14 protein-coding genes and 1 pseudogene are annotated in these 16,868 nt (G+C 61.6%); 5 read left to right on the forward strand and 10 right to left on the reverse strand.

The features are described from left to right. Window positions 1-191: 191 nt before the first annotated feature. Genes J0M27_RS01580 through J0M27_RS01600 form a run of 5 tightly spaced genes read left to right on the forward strand, consistent with a single transcriptional unit; the run spans window position 192 to window position 4,893 of the window. A complete protein-coding gene (locus J0M27_RS01580; protein WP_294986770.1) occupies window positions 192-1,235 on the forward strand; it encodes a glycosyltransferase in 1,044 nt (347 codons plus the stop codon). Next, window positions 1,181-2,374: an FAD-dependent oxidoreductase gene (locus J0M27_RS01585; RefSeq protein ID WP_294986772.1), complete on the forward strand. Its 1,194-nt coding sequence runs from the start codon at window positions 1,181-1,183 to the stop codon at window positions 2,372-2,374. The genes J0M27_RS01580 and J0M27_RS01585 overlap by 55 nt, the downstream gene beginning before the upstream one ends. Beyond that, window positions 2,375-3,169, forward strand: a complete 795-nt coding sequence (locus J0M27_RS01590) for a hypothetical protein (protein WP_294986774.1) — start codon at window positions 2,375-2,377, stop codon at window positions 3,167-3,169. It abuts the gene before it with no gap. Beyond that, on the forward strand, window positions 3,166-3,999 hold the full coding sequence (locus tag J0M27_RS01595) for a sugar phosphate isomerase/epimerase family protein (RefSeq protein ID WP_294986776.1): 834 nt from the start codon (window positions 3,166-3,168) through the stop codon (window positions 3,997-3,999). Before J0M27_RS01590 ends, J0M27_RS01595 begins: the two co-directional genes overlap by 4 nt. 60 nt (window positions 4,000-4,059) lie before the next feature. Next, window positions 4,060-4,893, forward strand: coding sequence for a glycosyltransferase family 2 protein (locus J0M27_RS01600; RefSeq protein WP_294986778.1), 834 nt, complete (start codon window positions 4,060-4,062; stop codon window positions 4,891-4,893). A 288-nt stretch (window positions 4,894-5,181) separates the two neighbouring features. Here the strand turns inward: J0M27_RS01600 and J0M27_RS01605 are convergent, their stop codons facing one another. The 10 genes and pseudogenes from J0M27_RS01605 to J0M27_RS01650 form a co-directional block, all read right to left on the reverse strand. Continuing rightward, window positions 5,182-6,876 carry a hypothetical protein gene (locus J0M27_RS01605; protein ID WP_294986780.1) on the reverse strand — a complete coding sequence of 565 codons (1,695 nt, stop codon included), beginning with the start codon at window positions 6,874-6,876 and terminating at the stop codon, window positions 5,182-5,184. Further along, window positions 6,873-9,344 (reverse strand): hypothetical protein, encoded by a 2,472-nt coding sequence (locus tag J0M27_RS01610; protein ID WP_294986781.1) that lies wholly within the window; start codon window positions 9,342-9,344, stop codon window positions 6,873-6,875. Before J0M27_RS01610 ends, J0M27_RS01605 begins: the two co-directional genes overlap by 4 nt. Before the next feature lie 136 nt (window positions 9,345-9,480). After that, window positions 9,481-11,076: an NAD(P)/FAD-dependent oxidoreductase gene (locus J0M27_RS01615; RefSeq protein ID WP_365961950.1), complete on the reverse strand. Its 1,596-nt coding sequence runs from the start codon at window positions 11,074-11,076 to the stop codon at window positions 9,481-9,483. Between the two features lie 3 nt (window positions 11,077-11,079). After that, window positions 11,080-11,481, reverse strand: coding sequence for a GtrA family protein (locus tag J0M27_RS01620; protein WP_294986783.1), 402 nt, complete (start codon window positions 11,479-11,481; stop codon window positions 11,080-11,082). After that, window positions 11,478-13,289, reverse strand: a complete 1,812-nt coding sequence (locus J0M27_RS01625; RefSeq protein WP_294986785.1) for a hypothetical protein — start codon at window positions 13,287-13,289, stop codon at window positions 11,478-11,480. The genes J0M27_RS01620 and J0M27_RS01625 overlap by 4 nt, the downstream gene beginning before the upstream one ends. 37 nt (window positions 13,290-13,326) lie before the next feature. Next, a complete protein-coding gene (locus J0M27_RS01630; RefSeq protein ID WP_294986787.1) occupies window positions 13,327-14,220 on the reverse strand; it encodes an ABC transporter ATP-binding protein in 894 nt (297 codons plus the stop codon). Next, complete coding sequence (locus tag J0M27_RS01635; RefSeq protein WP_294986788.1) at window positions 14,217-15,071, reverse strand: hypothetical protein; 855 nt, start codon at window positions 15,069-15,071, stop codon at window positions 14,217-14,219. The genes J0M27_RS01630 and J0M27_RS01635 overlap by 4 nt, the downstream gene beginning before the upstream one ends. A 24-nt stretch (window positions 15,072-15,095) precedes the next feature. After that, window positions 15,096-15,896 carry a hypothetical protein gene (locus J0M27_RS01640; protein WP_294986790.1) on the reverse strand — a complete coding sequence of 267 codons (801 nt, stop codon included), beginning with the start codon at window positions 15,894-15,896 and terminating at the stop codon, window positions 15,096-15,098. 349 nt (window positions 15,897-16,245) lie between these two features. Then, a pseudogene (locus tag J0M27_RS01645) lies at window positions 16,246-16,338 on the reverse strand (prepilin-type N-terminal cleavage/methylation domain-containing protein); the annotation flags it as partial. Between the two features lie 88 nt (window positions 16,339-16,426). Then, a complete protein-coding gene (locus tag J0M27_RS01650) occupies window positions 16,427-16,783 on the reverse strand; it encodes a hypothetical protein (protein WP_294986792.1) in 357 nt (118 codons plus the stop codon). Window positions 16,784-16,868 lie beyond the last annotated feature (85 nt).

Raw genomic sequence — 16,868 nt, forward strand, 5'->3', positions numbered from 1 at the left:
AAATCAACGTTCTGGTACCATTTGCCGGACTGATTTGGCCAAAGGCTCCGCGTCTTCTCCATGTCCCGAACGCCGTATTGTGGTTGCCGACCCAAACGCGGTCGGGGCGCACCGTCAGGTGCCGAAATCCCGGAAAAATGGTGAAGCGGCGGGATCGCCGATTCGGTGATCGGCATTTGCGGGGAGTTTGAATGGCGTCTTTACCGGTTCTTCTTTCGGTTGTGTTTGTCGTGCGCAACCAGGCAACCCACCTCGGGGCAATGCTGTCCGACGCAAGCACCTGTGTTGCGGCGCTGGCCAGCGACTATGAACTCATAGTTGTCGACAACGCCTCGGACGACGACAGCGTCGACGTACTAAGAGCGCTGACAGGTGAAAGCGGGCTCCCCAATCTGCAGATCTTTGCCCTGACCAGCGAGGTCGACATAGATACGGCGTCCTGGGTCGGATTGGACAACGCCCTGGGCGACTTTGTCGCCTTCGTCGATCCTTTTGCGGACGATATTGGCTTCCTGCCAAAAATGCTCGACGTCGCCGTCCGTGGCAGCGACGTGGTATTTGCCAGCAACCAGCAAAAAGCCGCCCAAAGTCTGGTTTATGTCGCTTGCGCCACCATATTCAATGCCCTTTACGAGCGAGTCTACGGCGTGCACCTTGCGAAAGAAGCACCCCAATATCGGATTTTGAGCAAGCGGGTTGTCAACTTCATACTTCAACACCCCCAACCGGCCCTGACCTATCGGCATCTACCGGCTTTGGGCGGATTTGCACGGGCGAACCTCAGCTACAGTGCAGAACCAAAGCTCCCCCGGACCAAACGACTGGGTGAAAGCATCGATCGGGGAATGCGACTACTGGTGTCAACCACCCGCTTGCCGATGCGACTGGTTACTTCCCTTTCGCTGTTCGGCGCCGTTGCAAACCTGGTCTACTCCGTCTATGTGGTTGCCGTCGGAATCCTTAAGGCCGACGTGGCGCCCGGCTGGATCAGCCTTTCCCTCCAGCAATCGGGCATGTTTTTTTTGCTCTCACTGGTACTGCTGGTTCTTGGCGAATACATCCTGCACATGGTTAGCCTCTCGAATGAGGGGCCCCTCTATCACGTTGGACAGGAGTTCACCAGTGCCCGCATGAGTCGCCGCGAAAAACTGAATGTCGAGGAAGCGGCATCGAGAGCACCGTGCGCGCCGGAAATCAGTTCCGGGCAACTCGCGGCATGCCAAGTCCAAACGTAGACCAGGATGCAGTCATTGTCGGCGGCGGGTTTTACGGCGCTGCGATCGCCATCTATCTGGCCAAACGGCGCGGCATCAAACGCATCGTACTGGCAGAACGCGAGGCGGCACTTCTTACCCGTGCCTCGTATAACAATCAGGCACGAGTGCATAACGGCTATCACTATCCACGCAGTTTTACGACCGCACACCGTAGCCGCGTCAATCTACCCAAGTTCGTCAGCGATTGGCCGGAGGCGGTCGCGCGGGACTTTACCAAACTGTATGCAATCGCCCGCCGTAACTCCAAGGTCACCGCCAAGCAGTTTGAACGCTTCTGCAGAGAGATTGGTGCCAGGATCCAACCGGCCGAACCGGCGCTCCGGGCCCTATTTGAACCACGCCTGGTCGAGAATGTCTTTCGGGTCGAGGAGTATGCCTTCGACGCCACGAAGCTGGCACGCTGGGCCGAACGGGAACTGCATGAACACCACGTCCTGGTCCGCCTCGATACCCACGTCACTGGCATCTCGCGGGGACCCAATGGAACATTGAGCGTAGCCATGCAATCTCGAGCAGGCGACAACGAAAGGACATCCTGCCGTTATGCATTCAATTGCACCTATAGCGGGCTGAACCAGCTCAAAGGCGATTTTCCGGGTACCCAGACAGCACTCAAGCAGGAAATCACCGAAATCGCATTGATGAAAGTCCCGCGCTCACTCGAGAACCTTGGCATCACGGTGATGGATGGCCCGTTCTTTTCCATGATGCCGTTTCCTGCCCGCGGACTGCATACGCTTTCCCACGTCCGCTATACCCCGCATCTGCACTGGAATGACCAGAGCGGCAGCGACCCCTACGACAAGCTCGGCCGGTACCCGCGGACGACGCGCGTCGATCGCATGGTACGGGATGCCGGACGCTATGTTCCCGCACTGCTTGATGCCGAGCATCTTGACTCGCTGTTTGAAGTCAAGACTGTCCTGGTCAAAAACGAAGGTGACGACGGCAGGCCGATACTTTTCGAGAAACACCCCGGTTTGCCAGGCTGTTACTCGATACTTGGCGGCAAGATCGACAATATCTATGACATTTTCGAAAAGCTGGATGCGGAGCAGTTCGAGGTTTCGACGAGCTCCCCTGGCCGGGAGCAGTAAATGGCCAATGCACTGATTGGATATTCAGGCTTTGTCGGAGGTACGCTGCTCAGGCAGGCGACCTTCGATGAGCAGTTCCGGTCCACGAACATAGGCGACATCGACGGCCATTCGTTTGACGTTGTCGTATGCGCCGGGGCGCCCGCCCAGAAATGGATTGCCAACCAGGATCCCGGAACAGACCGTCGCCATATCGATTCCTTGATCGGGCACTTGAGGACCGTCGATTGCAATAACTTCGTGTTGATCAGCACGGTCGATGTGTTCAAGGACCCTGTCGGCGTCGATGAGGCGACACCGGTGGACGAGAGCGGACTTCACGCCTATGGCCTGCATCGACGCATGCTCGAGCGGCTCGTTGAGGAGCAGTTCCCCAGGCACTTGATCGTGCGCCTGCCGGGACTGGTAGGTCCCGGACTTCGAAAGAACGTAATTTTTGATCTCCTGAATGACAACAACCTGGATACCGTCGATAGTCGGGGCATCTTCCAGTTCTATCCCATGGTCAACCTTTGGTACGACATTGGTATTGCGCTCGATGCCGGTCTGAAATTGGTGCACCTTGCAGCGGAGCCGATCAGCGTGGCGGATATCGCACGCGAATGCTTTGGCCGGCGCTTCGAGCAGGCGCCGGCCAAGTCGCCGGCGAGGTACGACATGAGGACCCGCCATGCTCGGAAATTCGGCGGTTCGGGCCATTACCAATACGGCTTGCGGGAAACCGTTCAAGCAATCAGGGCCTATGCCCAGTCCGAGCCGCTCACCGTCAAGCCCCGGCCGGAGGCCGGACCATGAGGCTGGCCATTTCCAATATCGCCTGGGACGCCGCCGAGGACGATGCAGTCGCGTCGTTACTTCATCGCCATGGCATCGATGCGATCGACATCGCACCCGGAAAATATTTTCCCGATCCGGCCAAGGCACTGGATGAGGACATCGCGCGGGTGCGGAACTGGTGGCGGGATCGCGGTATAGAGATCTTCGGGATGCAGGCGCTGCTCTTCGGTACGACCGGCCTCAACCTTTTCGGGCCACCCGGCGTGCGGGACGGGATGCTGCAGCATCTCTCCGCCGTATGCCGCATCGGCGCAGGTCTCGGCGCCAGAAAACTGGTATTCGGCTCGCCACGGAATCGGGATCGCAGCGGTCTGACTGATCGGGAAGCCGCGGATGGGGCGGTTTCCTTCTTTCGACGGCTGGGAGACATAGCGAGGGCGTCGGGCGTAGCGATCTGCCTCGAGCCCAACCCGCCGTGCTATGGCGCGAATTTCATGACCACCTGGGCCGAAACCTTGCAGGTGGTGCAAGAGGTGGCCCATCCCGGCATCAGAATGCAACTGGACACGGGAGCGCTCACCATCAATGGCGAAGACGTTGCGGCGGCAGTACGACACTGCGCATCGTTCATCGGACACATTCACGCCAGCGAGCCGGATTTGAGGCCGCTGGGCGATGGGGGAACCGACCACGCCAAGGTCGCAGCCATCTTGGAGAAGCACTTGCCAGGCCACATGGTTTCCATCGAGATGGTGGCGACCAAGGATGAGCCGCACCCGGTGTCGATCGAGCGGGCGCTGAAAGTCGCGACCCGACATTACCGCAGTGGAACCGGGACCATCGCGTGAAATACTCTTTTGTGCCGTTTCGCGACACAGATTGCTACCTGCGCAACCGATCCGATACCCATGGAAATGGCCAGTACTCAGGGTATTGACCCCGCCGCTCGCGCAACCTGGGAGGTTCCAAGCTTCGAGACCCTTCTCTGGCTTGGCCGTCGACACCCGTGGTGCATCGTTATTCCGGTCATCAATGAAGGGGTCCGCATCAGGAACCTGCTGTCACGGATGGCCTCGCTCAATGTAGGCGAACTTGCGGACATCATCATCGTGGATGGCGGCAGCACCGATGGCTCGCTGGAAATCCCGGCGCTGCGGCAGCTGGGCGTGCACGGTCTGCTGGTCAAGACCGGCCCTGGAAAATTGAGCGCGCAGTTGCGTTGCGCCTATGCGTTCGCGCTCGATCAGGGATACGAAGGAATCATCAGCATTGACGGTAACGACAAGGATGATCCGGAAGCCATACCGCGCTTCATCTCGGCATTGAGCCAAGGCGCGGATTTCGCCCAGGCTTCGCGTTTCATCGCAGGAGGAGTGGCCGAAAACACCCCGCGATTGAGGGACCTGGCGATCCGGCTGGTTCATGCGCCGATGCTGAGCCTGTTTTCTGGCTTCAGATGGACGGATACCACCCAGGGATTTCGCGCCTACAGCCGAAAGATGCTGCTCGACCCGAGGATCGCTCCGTTCCGCGAGGTATTCCAGACATACGAACTGCTTGCCTACTTGTCCTTTCGGGTGCCGAAACTCGGGTACCGATGCCTCGAAATCCCGACCATTCGAAGGTACCCGAAAGGGCAAGTGCCGACCAAGATCAGCGGCATCGCGGGGAACCTGCGGGTGCTGCAGGTGCTTTTCCGCGCCTGCTTCGGCGCGTATGACCGCGACGACCATGCGCCGTAGCGTCCTGGCAGGTTTGCGGGACTCCCGACCCTATCCGTTCACAAGTCGGTCCTTGGTCACCGTCGACATCAGTTCATCCCTGTTGGCGCACCTTAGGACAGGTTCCGAGTTCAACCAAGAACCTCGAAGCAGGGGTCAGGACCATCAAGGCGCGCATTCGAAGCGGCTTGCTGCCACGGACGGCAGGAAATGCAAGCCGCCTCGCGCCAGTACGGTATCGTTCAATGCGTTTGCCAAGAGGCGGCCGGTCGGCAAGGCTTGAGGCACCCGTCTATGCCGATCCTCCGGCTATTGCGCGGAGATGCCTGCCGATCCGCCCTTCTCAGCATGATCGCGCGACCAATAGCTGCGACCGAAGCCGTTCTGCCTGACCACGTACCCGCCTGGCAGCGTGGCGCGGACAACCGCGTCCTCTGCATCTCGGGGCGGTCGCAGCAATGAAATTGTCGGGTCGCGCAACCATGGATCGTTCTGGATCAGATCCAGTCCGAAATAGCCGGCACCTTTGTAGACCAGGATCTGTCGTCCCTCGGATTGAATGGGTGGACGTTGTTCCAGATGCGTGGCAACAAAGTCGCCCACCTGGATCGTACGAAGTGCGCCGAGGAAGATCAGGCCCATCAGCGTAACGACCAGAATGAGAGCTTCAATTCGGACCCCGCCTTCCAGTCGCTCCGTCAGACGCCGCACTCCCAATGCCGCCAGCACGGGCAGGACACCCCATGCACCATGAAAATACCGATAGCCCCAACCGTGACCCTGATCGAAGCGGATCGCGAAATAGGCAATCGCCGTCGACAATGCAGAGTAGCCAAATAGCCGAATGCCGGGGCGGTCGGACTGTCGGAATCCCAGATAAGCCAGTATGAGCATGAGCGGCGATGCCCAGAGCCACAGTTTTACAAAGCCCCCCGCTCGGACAAGCAGGATGTCTCCGTCAGGAAATCGCAGAAATGTGGCGATGGCCTGGATCGACGTCAATGCGCGATCCGAGGCCGTGGTGCCTGGTCCGCTCGCGGAAACTATCCCGGCAAGTGGCGTGCCGGCATGACCGAGAACCCAGGCGACTCCCAGCAACAGGAATAGTGGCAGGTAGCCGCCCGCGATCACCATCAAGGCCCTGCCGCCGCGATGCCTTGCCAGCCACACCAGCCATGGAAGGGCGAAAGCCATGTGCGGCAATGGATTGTGAAGGCATAGTGCGAGTCCACCGACGAGGCCGGCGCAGCCGATGCGCAAGTTGGTCGGAACCAGCAAGAGCCAGGCGAATGCGAGATTCAGCAACAGATGGGCCGGCATGGAGTAATAGCTCAAGCCGTTGATCAGGAGTACCGGCGACGCCAGGGCAAACAACAAGGCCCAACCGGCGGCGTGCGGCACGTCGACAGTGTCGCGCGCGATGCGCGCAATCAGCAAAACGCTTAGCGCCACGATCGTCGGATTGCACGCCCACGGCGCCCCGAGCGCAACGAAAGGCGCCAGCAGCAATGAAAAACCCGGCCAGTATGCCGAATACACCTCGCCGGTAAGCTTGTCCGCGACCAGGAACTGGCCTTGAAACCCCGGCGGAATCAACACGTCGATCAGGTCGGGCGGGAATTGGCCGTGTATCGATCCCGCGGCAAAAATCTTCGCCTGAAACAACGCGGCATACTCATCCATTGCCAGGGGATGGTCCCTGTAGATCACCTTGGTTCCAATGGAAAGAGCGATCCACAGGATCAGCGCAATCAAGTGTTTCTGACGCTCCAGCAGACCCAGGAACTCATCGACGGGAACCCGTTCCAGCCATTTGAATCGCGCCGCGATCAATGCAGAAAGCAAAATGCACATCATCAATCCGGCGGCGACCTGGTCGTGGATCTTCAGCAGATGCCAGAATATCCGCCCGTCCTCGTATCCATTCAGCTCTATGAATGCGAAGCAGAGTCCCGTGGCGCAAATTCCGCCCCATAGATAGGCCCGCACGCCACCGGTGATCATGGCGAGCGTCCATCGCAATCCCCGATCGCGTCGGGGTCCAGTTGTGGCTCTCCGCGTTCCCACGGCCAGAGCGTTTCCGGATCCGGTGGCCACCACTTGCGCAGGCATTCCGCCACAGCCCTGGGGACGCCTTCGAGCACGTCCGGAATCACGCGCTGAATCATTCCGGCCTGGCAGGATTCCACGCTGACCACGGCCGACGATTGCGCCGGTACCACGCGAAAATCCAGGACCTGCTGCCCCTTCTCCTTGAGATATGCCGGAAACACCAGCGAGGTTTTCGCGGGATCGACCGAAAAATAGCCTCGAATTCCGCCAACGATATTGATGTTGTTCCTCAGCATCACGAGTTTCCGCCGGGGTCCGCCGGCGACCCGATAGACCACCTCGACTTCGGCATAGCCCGATGTCATCGCGCTGACCACCATGCCCGCGCCGTCGTCAGCGACACGGCATTCCATGGGTTGAAAGACGTGCTTCGCACCACGTCGCCATATGACGGTGTTCGGTCCGAAGTCCACCGCGTCGAACTCGCGAAAAAGTCTCGAGTAGAGCCAGTAGTTCTGGCTGATCAACCACGGATGCCAGAGCTGCGTATACGTATTTCGAGTGGTCACGATGATATCGGCCTGACTGAAAACACTCGATGCAAGAAGTTCACGTTTCGACCCGAGGGCATGGATCACCGAGTCCACCGGCCAAAGCGGAGTCCGCTTCTGTATCGCGCTCAGCACCCCCCAGTACTCTTCGAACACCACCGAACCCGTGAGACTGCGCGCGGTTTCAACATAGGGTTTCCAGGATGACTTCAGGTATCCACCCAATTCGGGCACGAAAAATCGTTCGGTCGCGGCCGCGGCATTCTGCCTGGCGGCCAGCAGACCCACGACGGAGTTGGTGAGGATCGCCAGGGCTGCAAGCATCAGGATTCGTGGAATCCAGGCAGCACGACTCGCCGCGTTTAACGGTAATTGCCGGCGATCCGAATACCGCCACGAGGTTTTCCAGAAAAGGCGAAGCGTGGCCACCACCGCCACGGTATATGCCCAAAAATGCAGCCCGCCAAAGTAGCGGCCAAGTTGCCCGCCAATCGAGGCGACGGCTCCACCCGCCGCCAGCGCCGCCCCCACCAGAAGCAACAACGCACCGGCGAGTGAACGCTTCCGCATGGCATGTATCGCCACGACGGCAAGCACCAGCGCCGCCACTACATTGCGTGGCAAGATCAGCTTGACGAGATCCTCGTGGGAAAAAACCCGGTACCGTTCCACCCACGCCGGGAAATACCACCACTGATCCCGCGCGACATCGAGAAAGTTGTAGGCAAATATTCGATTCGGATAGCCGCCGCTGGCCACGAAGAACAGCACGCCTGCGGTCAGCAGCGCGGCCGTCAGAAACAGCGCAGAGTTGATCGCGCCAAGGGTTCGCGATCTGTATCCACAGAAGAGAAAGCACGCGGCGACCATCGCGGCTGTCGACCAGGCAAAATCGTTTGCCCAGAGCAGCAGGCTGCCGGTAAGCGCCCCCGCGGACAGGTAAGTGTTCGCGGGGCGTCGGCTTTTGCCCAGGATCACGAACAACCAGAACGCGGCAACATAGGGCAGCCATGCCCGCAGCGGCCGCAGCGAATTGCCCGGGATGAACGCCCAGCGCACGATATTGGTGTCGCGCGCCAGGTCGGCCAGACTTGCCAGCAGCACGGTGGTGATCGTCGCCGCGGCGAGTGTCCGCCACATCCATTGTGCCGGCCAGACGAACCTGAACCAGAGCACTCCCAAAAATAGCACCGCGAATGTTCCCGCCTGCGCGCTCGAAGCGGCGTAATAGGCGCAACCGAGAAAAAAGATCGTCGCTGCCGCCACCAGGCTCTGGCGGACGGTGCGAAGCGGCCACACGACTCTGACCGCGACCAGGACGAAAACCATGGTGGTTGCATAGACCAGCATGAATTCGTCCACGCTCAGCGACCGCTCGAGGATCTTTAGATCCACGATGTCAGGATAAAGCGCAATGGAGCCGAGGCCGAACGTCAGGAACGCGCCGCAGACCAGGGACACGAGGAATGACGAAGGACGCCATACCAGATGCCACACCAACGCCACAGCCAGGGCGCAAGCCAACGATACGGCAAGTTGCGCGGCAAATACGCTGGCAGCCAGATGAGCACCCGCCATTTCGAACAAGGGGTAGATCGCATAAAGAACCCCAACGCCGAGATACGGAAAGAAGTCCCTGCCGGGCAGGTGGCCCGCGTGCAAGCGAAACAGGCCGGATGCGGTCTGATAGGCGCCGTCGAGGTGCGCCACCGGGATATCGATGGCGACTTCCAGCGCCAGCCCCACGGCTGCCAGCAGCAACGTGGCGACGGTCGCGCCGAGCATGACGACCGTCATCCTCTGCTGGGCATGGCCGGCAGGCGGCGCGGCGCCGTCTTCGGAAACGGTTTGGTCGAATTCCCTATGCATCGACAGCGAAATGTTGCGCGCGCATGCCCTTCAAGACGATTCCATCGGTTGATTGGCGGTCAGGCTGCCAAGCGCGGACCGACATCGAACGGCCCGCCACCCCGTCATGCCTGTCCGGCTGGAATCCCGAGCGACGTCAAGCTTTGGAATCGGTCTCTTCATGGTAATCGTCATCGATATTCACGGCCCAGATCGCCGCTTTGTCGGAAGTGCCATTGAGGATCGCATCCACCGCCAGTTTTGCGGTGATCATTGAATGGTCCTGGTTGTTATAGCGGTGCATGCCGTTGCGGCCCACCAGATACAGATTCGCGAGCTGGTCCAACCAGGCTTGCACCAAGGGAAACTGTTCATAGGCGCCGAAATAGGCGGGATAGGTCTTGGGCACGCGAATAACCGTGCCGTCCAGCACATCGGCACGGTCGATCATGCCGATCTGCTCCAGTTCGCCGGCGGCGAATTCGATCATCGCCTGATCCGCCCGCTGCCACAGGTCATCGCCCTCCTGGCAGAAGTATTCGAGCCCGAGCCAGACTTGGCCCTGGTCCGCAACCAGGTCCGGGCTCCAGTTGTTGAATACCTGCAAGCGCCCGACGCGCACGTCGCGTTCCTGGATGTAGATCCAGCTGTCCGGCGGCATGTTGCTGGCATGGCTACTGCGGGACTGGGAGTTGGCCCGCATGCGCGAAACCAGCAGGCCGACGGTAATGAAGTCGCGGTACGGCAGGGACGCTGCGATAGCCTGCACGTCAGCCGGCGCGGGCGGTTTCAGGCCTGCGACCAGGTCCTTGACCGGCATCGTCGATATCACATGGTCGGCACTAAGTTCGATCAGCGCACCCGCGCCATCCGTCGTGACGACGGCCGTGACGCGTCCACCCTCGTGGCGCAAGCCCTGCACCGTCTGGTCGTGGCGGATCTCGCCACCGCCCTCGATCACGCGCCGGGCCACCTCCTGCCACATTTGACCTGGCCCCAGGCGCGGATAAAGGAAGTGCTCGATCAGGCTGGTCTTGGTCGCCTGCCTGGCTCCGCCGAAGCGTTGGCGCAGCGCATGGCGAAGGGCTTCCACTACGGAAAGCCCCTTGATTCGCTGCGCCCCCCAATCCGCGCTGATGCGATCGCAAGGAACGCCCCAAACCTTTTCCGTGTAGTCCTTGAAGAACGTGCGATACAACTCGCCGCCAAAGCGGTTGAAAAGAAAATCTTCGAGCGAACGTTCAGGTCGCCGGGGAAACAGCATCGCCCACACATAACTGACGCCGATTTTGAGCAACCGCGCCGGACCCAGGTTCGTAAGCGTGGTGGCGTTCAACTTGATCGGATAGTCAAAGTACTTTCGCAGAAAATAGATGCGCGAAAGACGGTCGCGGACGAGCATCACGAGGCCGTCGCGAATCGGCGCCGTCCCGTCGGCGCCGTCCCCGGGGATATCGCTTCGCAAAACTTCCCTGCGTTGCCCCTGATAGGCAATCTCAACCGTCGCGCCGGTCGCCGCGATCGGCAGAATCCCGCGCCACCAGTTCATCACCCAGTCGGACTTGGAAAAGAAGCGGTGGCCGCCGATGTCCATGCGGTTGCCCTTGTACTCGACGGTGCGCGAGATGCCGCCGACGTCATTCGATGCCTCGAGCACCAGGGGCCGCATACGGCCATCACGCACCAGTTCCAGGGCAGCCGTCAGGCCGGCGGGCCCGGCACCGATAATGATTACCAGGGGTTTTTGCATCATCGATTATGGCCGGAACAGGCCCCATTTGCGCAAGCCGAAATTGAACGAAAACGTAAGCATCGCCGCGACCGCCTTCGCCGCCAACAAGCCAAGTCCGGCATGGTCGACCGCCGCATAGATCGCCAGATTGTTCAACCCCAGGCCCGCCACGCCGACAGCGGCGAACGCCGCAAACTCGGTTTTGGGGAATGCTGCCAGTCGCCGATGGCGGAAGACCCATCGCACGGAAAGCAGGTAGCTGGTTGCCGCGCCGAGCAGAAAGCCGAAGGTCGCCGCCCAGAGGTAATGGACGACATTCGCGGCCAGCAACAAACTCGCCGTATCGACGGCCAGCGCCACCACGCTGACGGCCAGGTAGCGCAGCAGTTCCGCGGGCGTGCCGCTCCATCGGAAAATCGCGTTCACGAAGCGGGCTCCGAAACGCTCATCCTCGGCGCGACCGCGCGCAACACCGCGCAGCGATAAAGATGCGCGTAAGGAAGACTTGCCTGCATCGTCAGCACCGGTGCCGGCTGTGGCAGCACTACCCAATCGAGGAGCGGATCGGCACAAAGCCGACGCGGATCGGTCCCGGCCGCGACCCAATTCTCGCGTCGCTGGCCTTCATAAAACTTTGCGGCGGAAAACAGCCGGCCCGTCGCCTGAACCGGGCCAAAGTAATTGGCGGTACCGATCTCGAACCAGACCGTCAGTTCCCGCTGTGGCCAGAACACAACGCTTCCCGGCAATATCCAGGCTAGAAAGGGATGCGGCGTGCACTCGGCATTGAGATAGCAGGCCTGCTGCGCACGCAACTGTTCCGAACGACGGTCCCAGGCCGGAAGCGTCGCGGACGTGGCCACCACGCCCACCGCAAAAAGCAGGACAGCGACGATGGCCGGCCATGCCCGTCCCGGTTTCGGCCAGCCGCACCCGAACGGCAAGCCAAGCAACAATGCCGCAAGTGCCGCCAGATGCCAGTTGTTGCCAGCGACCAGGCCATGCAGCGACTCGGCACCGATCCACCAGGGATTCAGGAGTTGCCCGCCGGCGATTTCCCAGGTCGCCAGGATGTTGGGTATGGTCGACAGCGCGAATGCGGCCACGGCCGCAGCGAACCAGCGCCACCGGTCTTCAATCCAGCCCTCGGTCCGCAGCAGCCATGTCCTTGGCATCAGGCTAGCCAAAGCCATCGTGGCCACCGCCCCCAGCAACCAATTGGTTCCCATGGTCGCAAGCACGGCGCCGACGCCAACCAGCAGTCGCCCGGCGGCCGAGGAACGCCAGGCGCATCGGCCGAGGTCAAGTAACGCCACTGCCGCCATCGGAAGCAGCAATGCCATCACCCGCCAGGGCTGTCCCTGCAGAACGATCTCGACCGGAAGAAAATAGCTCGCAAGCACCGCAAGAGCCAGTCCGCCACCGCCAAGCATCAGCAGGCGGGAATACAACCCACGCCATTCCGCGCTCCCCATCCTTGCCGCCAGCCACAGGATCGTCATTGCTACGGCATAGTAGGGTAGCCTCGTCTGCGCAGGCTCCTTGAATGAAATGTCGGGGGCCGAGTGCCAGGCGAAATCCAGCCATTCGCCGGTCATCAGGCGGACATGGGGCAGGTCCGGGTTCATCGCGCCAAGCAATAGCGCCACCGCGGCAGGAAGGAATGCCGCCAACAAGGCGGCCGGCGTTCCCAGGCGCGCAAGCAGCCACAATGCCAGCGGCCAGACGCCATGCAGCGGGTGCAGGGCTGCCGCCGCGAGGCCGAAACCCAGCGCCCAGCCACGTCGCGTCGCGGCAAGCGCCGCCACGCTCAGGAGACCCAGGGGAATCGCGAATGATCGCGCCGTGGCGAAGTTCTCGCCGATGATGAAGGTACTCTGGTTGGGCGAATAGCTCACCACGACCAGCGCGCCGACGAAGACGGCAAAGCGTGCCGCAAATCCACTGCCAAGCATCGTTCGCGCCAGGGCCAGACAGGCCCCGACCCACAAAAAGCCACCACTCATCGTGATCCACCAAGCCGCCCGGTCGAGGCCCATGCCGGCAACCATTACGCCATAAAACGGTGTAAACAGGCTGAAAGGCGCTTGCGATCCGAAACTGAAAAACAGATCGCTGGCGTAGGGTCCGGGATTCAGCCACTGCGCCGCCAGCAGGCCATAGATGCGGGCGTCGTGCCAGACCCCCTGATAGGGATGGTTCAGCAACCAGACCAGGAATGCAAACAGGAACACCAGCCCGACCTCGGCCCGGCGGGCCCATGGATGCAACTCAGTCGCCCTTTACGACTTGGAGAAAGGCCGTTTCCAGCGACAGGGCCGGCTTGATCTCGATCAGCACATGGCCTGCCTGATCCAACGCGCGCAGCGTCGGCCACAGATGCGTGCGGGTCACCTCGACCACCCAGCGTCCGCCGGATTCCGCGATCATCCCGGCAATGGCTACCTCGCCCTGGCTGCGTACCAGGACTTTTTCCTCGCCCCCGACCAGTTCGGCCGGCGCCCGCACCGCACGGAGCTCGCCTTTGTGGATCAGGCCGAAACGGTCGGCTAGGCGCTCGACGTCGTGCAGCACATGCGAAGTCAGGAATATCGTCCCGCCCTGCCGGTGATACTCGGAAAGAATGTCGATGACATCGCGACGCCCGATCGGATCGAGCCCGGACAACGGCTCATCGAGAATCAGCAGTCGCGGCTCCACGGCCAGCGCATGGGCCAATGCGGTGCGCTGGGCCATTCCCTTGGAAAAGCCGCGGACGACCTTGTTCGCCACCTCGCCCAGGCCGAAACGTTCCAGCCAGCGCAGGCAGTGCGCACCCGGACTGGCGGGTTTGCGGCCATGCAGATTGAGGCCCATGCCAAGAATTTCGAGGGGAGTCAGGTAGTCGGGCAGGCTGGGATTCTCCGGCACATAACCCAGCCCGCGACGGGCTTCCGGCTGCACCACATCGACGCCGAACAGCGTCGCCGAGCCGGCGTTGGGATACATGACACCGGTGAGGATCTTGATCGCCGTGCTCTTGCCGGCGCCATTGGGCCCGATGAAGCCAAACACTTCCCCCTCGTCGACGGAAAGGGATATGCCCTTGAGTGCTTCGAAGGGCGGCGACGCCCAACTGCGGGGATAGGTCTTGCGCAAACCGGCAATGGAAATCGCTGCAGTCATTTGTTTGGGGGAGCGGGAGGTGGAGGGGGGATCTTGCTCAATACGATGCGGCCCTGGCCATCCAGCGCGAAGCCGAAACCAAACGGATCCGCCGGCAATGCCGTGATGATGCCCGCATCGATGAGATCCTGCAGGGACGCCAGGGGGCGATCGAATCGCCGCCGATACGCCTCGGCGGCGGACCGCAGGTCCTTCAGTGCGCGCAGGCGATCGACGCGCTGCTCAAGATAGCGCTGGAAATCCCGGCGCTTGGCCTGCTGGGCCATTGCCGCAACCACCCGAATCGCCAGATCGACATCCTGCGCCTTGTCCAGCCAGATCGCCGCCAGGTTCTGCATCTGCAGGCGCTCGTCGCCTTCGGGAAGGTGTTCCGCAGCCGCGCGCATCCACTCCGACGCGCCGACGGCATCGCCCTTGAAATGCAACAGGTTGAAGGCGTAATAGAACGCCGGCTGGTAATCGTAGAACCGTGCCTTGGTGGCGCGCGCCAGAATTCGCTGCGTGGCCTCCAGTTCGCCCTGCCAGGGCAGGATCGCCGTTGCGGTGTAGTAGTTGTCTTCGTGCCCGGGATTGAGCCAGGACACGTCCTCCTGAAGCTTGGCCAGAATCGCGAACTCCTCGCCCTGCATCTTGAAGGTATTGACCACCAGGGCGCGAATCGCCGCGATATTGGCGGCCAGATGGCGATCTCCGGCGGCCATGAACACCTGCACGAACAGCGGCAGCACCACCTGCATTTCCACCAACACGATCTGACGCGGCACGCTCTTCAAGCGCTGGGCCGTGGCAACGAACAACGTCGCCGCCAGCAGCGCCACCAGGCCCATTTTCCAGTTGCGCGAGAGCATCATCGCCGTGGCGCCAGCGCCGACTTCCTACTGGAACTCGCGGCGGGTGAAGGTTATCGCCGCCAGCGTCACCAGCAGGGTGGCGTAGCTGGCCGCCAGCACGATGCCACCCGCCATCGCCGTGGCATCTGGCGCGACGCCGTACATCGGCCATGCACGCCAGTCGAGGCGCGACAGATCGGGCAGCACCCACTGGATCACATCCACGATCGGCGCCAGGCGCATGATATCCGCATCGCCTTCGGCGCCTTTCGATAGGTATTCCGCCACCGCGCCGAGGCTTTTCCCGCCCGCCGCAAACGCCAGGCCGAGCGCCAGCGGCAGCATCGGTACCGTGGACAAGCTAGCGATCCACAGGGCGAAGCCGGCGACCACGGCCGCATCCAGCCACAGTCCGACGATGGTCAGCCAGTACGGCCCGCCGGGCGCAACCGGAAACCCCTGCGTGTAGGTGCCGCCCGAATTCAGCACCACCAGCCACAACAACAAGCCAAGCAGCACCGACGCCAGGGCGAGCAGGCCCAGAACGCCTAGATAGCGGCCGACTAGGTAATGGCCGCGCGGCACGGGGTAGGTCAGCGCAAACAGGACGGTGCGCCGCTCTATCTCGCGCCCCACCAGTTCCTGGACCCAGAACAGGGCGAACAGGACCAGGGACACACGAATTCCCGAGAGTCCGACGTCGAGCGCGACGGTCTTCGGTTGCCGGGGCGAAAAAGCGGCGGAAAGGTAGGCGACGCCGACCAGCAGCAGTCCGAGCACTAGGACCGCCTGGATGCTGCGGCTGCGCATGCCGGCACGCCACGCAGAGAGCAGAAATGATTGCATCGAATTCCTCCGGCGATCCGGCGAGGTCAATGGACCCGCATTCTGCAACAGGCCAAGGTATCCCTGGGGCGAAATCCCGCGTTCGGGGCCCTGGGGAACGACTGCTCGGGACATTCAAGGCCGAAATGGCGCGGATGACCCCTACGATTCTCCGAGTGTTCCATCTTCACCAGTTCGCGGCGCAAACCGCCGTCCCGCCAGCGCCGACTCTTGAGGCCGTTGCCGCAGCGGTTCCCGGGCGGGAACGGCCGCTTTGCGTGACTCAACGCGAGCTCGCCACCGCACTGGTCAGGATGTTCTTGGCGTCGGTCTGTGCTGCCCTGTTTTCCACCCTCTTGGTGTTTTCGCTGAATTGCGGAATGGCGATCGCCGCGAGAATGCCGATGATGGCCACGACAACCATCAGTTCGATCAGGGTGAAGCCCTGCGCTTTTTGCTTCATGGCGCCCTTTCCAGCGACGAACAGACAGGCGCAGGGCCAAAAAAAGCGCGCAGCAAGCGCGCTTTTCCTGGCCCGGACGTGTCGCCGATCAGGACGATCCGGCGGCGGCCAGCTTGGCTGTGGCTGCCGCTGCGGCGGCAGTCAGGGCGGCGGCCACATCTGCGTAACCGGAGGCGGAATCGGCTACCTTCTCCACCGCGCCACCATTGGAATGGCCCCCGAACGACTGGTTGCCCTTGGCCGACGCGGCACCGACCGCAGCGGAGTTCGCGTTTTGCTGGAAATCAGCCTGCGTGTTGGCCGAGCAGCGCGGCGTGAAGCCGGTCCGCACGAAGTCGGTGGTGGAACTTGCCACGGCGGTTGCGGTTCCGGCGGCACAAACCGTAGCGGCCATCGAAGCCGACGACGCCACACCCAGACACAAGGCAATGATTAGCTTTTTCATAGGTAATACCTCTCTAAATATGGGAATGGGTGGGATCAGGTCGTACCGGCGACGGCTTGGGTCAGGATGTTCTTCGCATCCGACT

The sequence above is a fragment of the Sulfuritalea sp. genome, from assembly GCF_017302275.1.
GTDB lineage: Bacteria > Pseudomonadota > Gammaproteobacteria > Burkholderiales > Rhodocyclaceae > Sulfuritalea.

Excerpts from the sequence above, each read along its gene's own strand:
- J0M27_RS01630 (WP_294986787.1), bottom strand. The coding sequence starts at position 14,220 with ATGACTGCAGCGATTTCCATTGCCGGTTTGCGCAAGACCTATCCCCGC.
- J0M27_RS01615 (WP_365961950.1), bottom strand. The coding sequence starts at position 11,076 with ATGATGCAAAAACCCCTGGTAATCATTATCGGTGCCGGGCCCGCCGGC.
- J0M27_RS01635 (WP_294986788.1), bottom strand. The coding sequence starts at position 15,071 with ATGATGCTCTCGCGCAACTGGAAAATGGGCCTGGTGGCGCTGCTGGCG.
- J0M27_RS01650 (WP_294986792.1), bottom strand. The coding sequence starts at position 16,783 with ATGAAAAAGCTAATCATTGCCTTGTGTCTGGGTGTGGCGTCGTCGGCT.
- J0M27_RS01640 (WP_294986790.1), bottom strand. The coding sequence starts at position 15,896 with ATGCAATCATTTCTGCTCTCTGCGTGGCGTGCCGGCATGCGCAGCCGC.
- J0M27_RS01605 (WP_294986780.1), bottom strand. The coding sequence starts at position 6,876 with ATGATCACCGGTGGCGTGCGGGCCTATCTATGGGGCGGAATTTGCGCC.
- J0M27_RS01580 (WP_294986770.1), top strand. The coding sequence starts at position 192 with ATGGCGTCTTTACCGGTTCTTCTTTCGGTTGTGTTTGTCGTGCGCAAC.
- J0M27_RS01590 (WP_294986774.1), top strand. The coding sequence starts at position 2,375 with ATGGCCAATGCACTGATTGGATATTCAGGCTTTGTCGGAGGTACGCTG.
- J0M27_RS01600 (WP_294986778.1), top strand. The coding sequence starts at position 4,060 with ATGGAAATGGCCAGTACTCAGGGTATTGACCCCGCCGCTCGCGCAACC.
- J0M27_RS01595 (WP_294986776.1), top strand. The coding sequence starts at position 3,166 with ATGAGGCTGGCCATTTCCAATATCGCCTGGGACGCCGCCGAGGACGAT.
- J0M27_RS01610 (WP_294986781.1), bottom strand. The coding sequence starts at position 9,344 with ATGCATAGGGAATTCGACCAAACCGTTTCCGAAGACGGCGCCGCGCCG.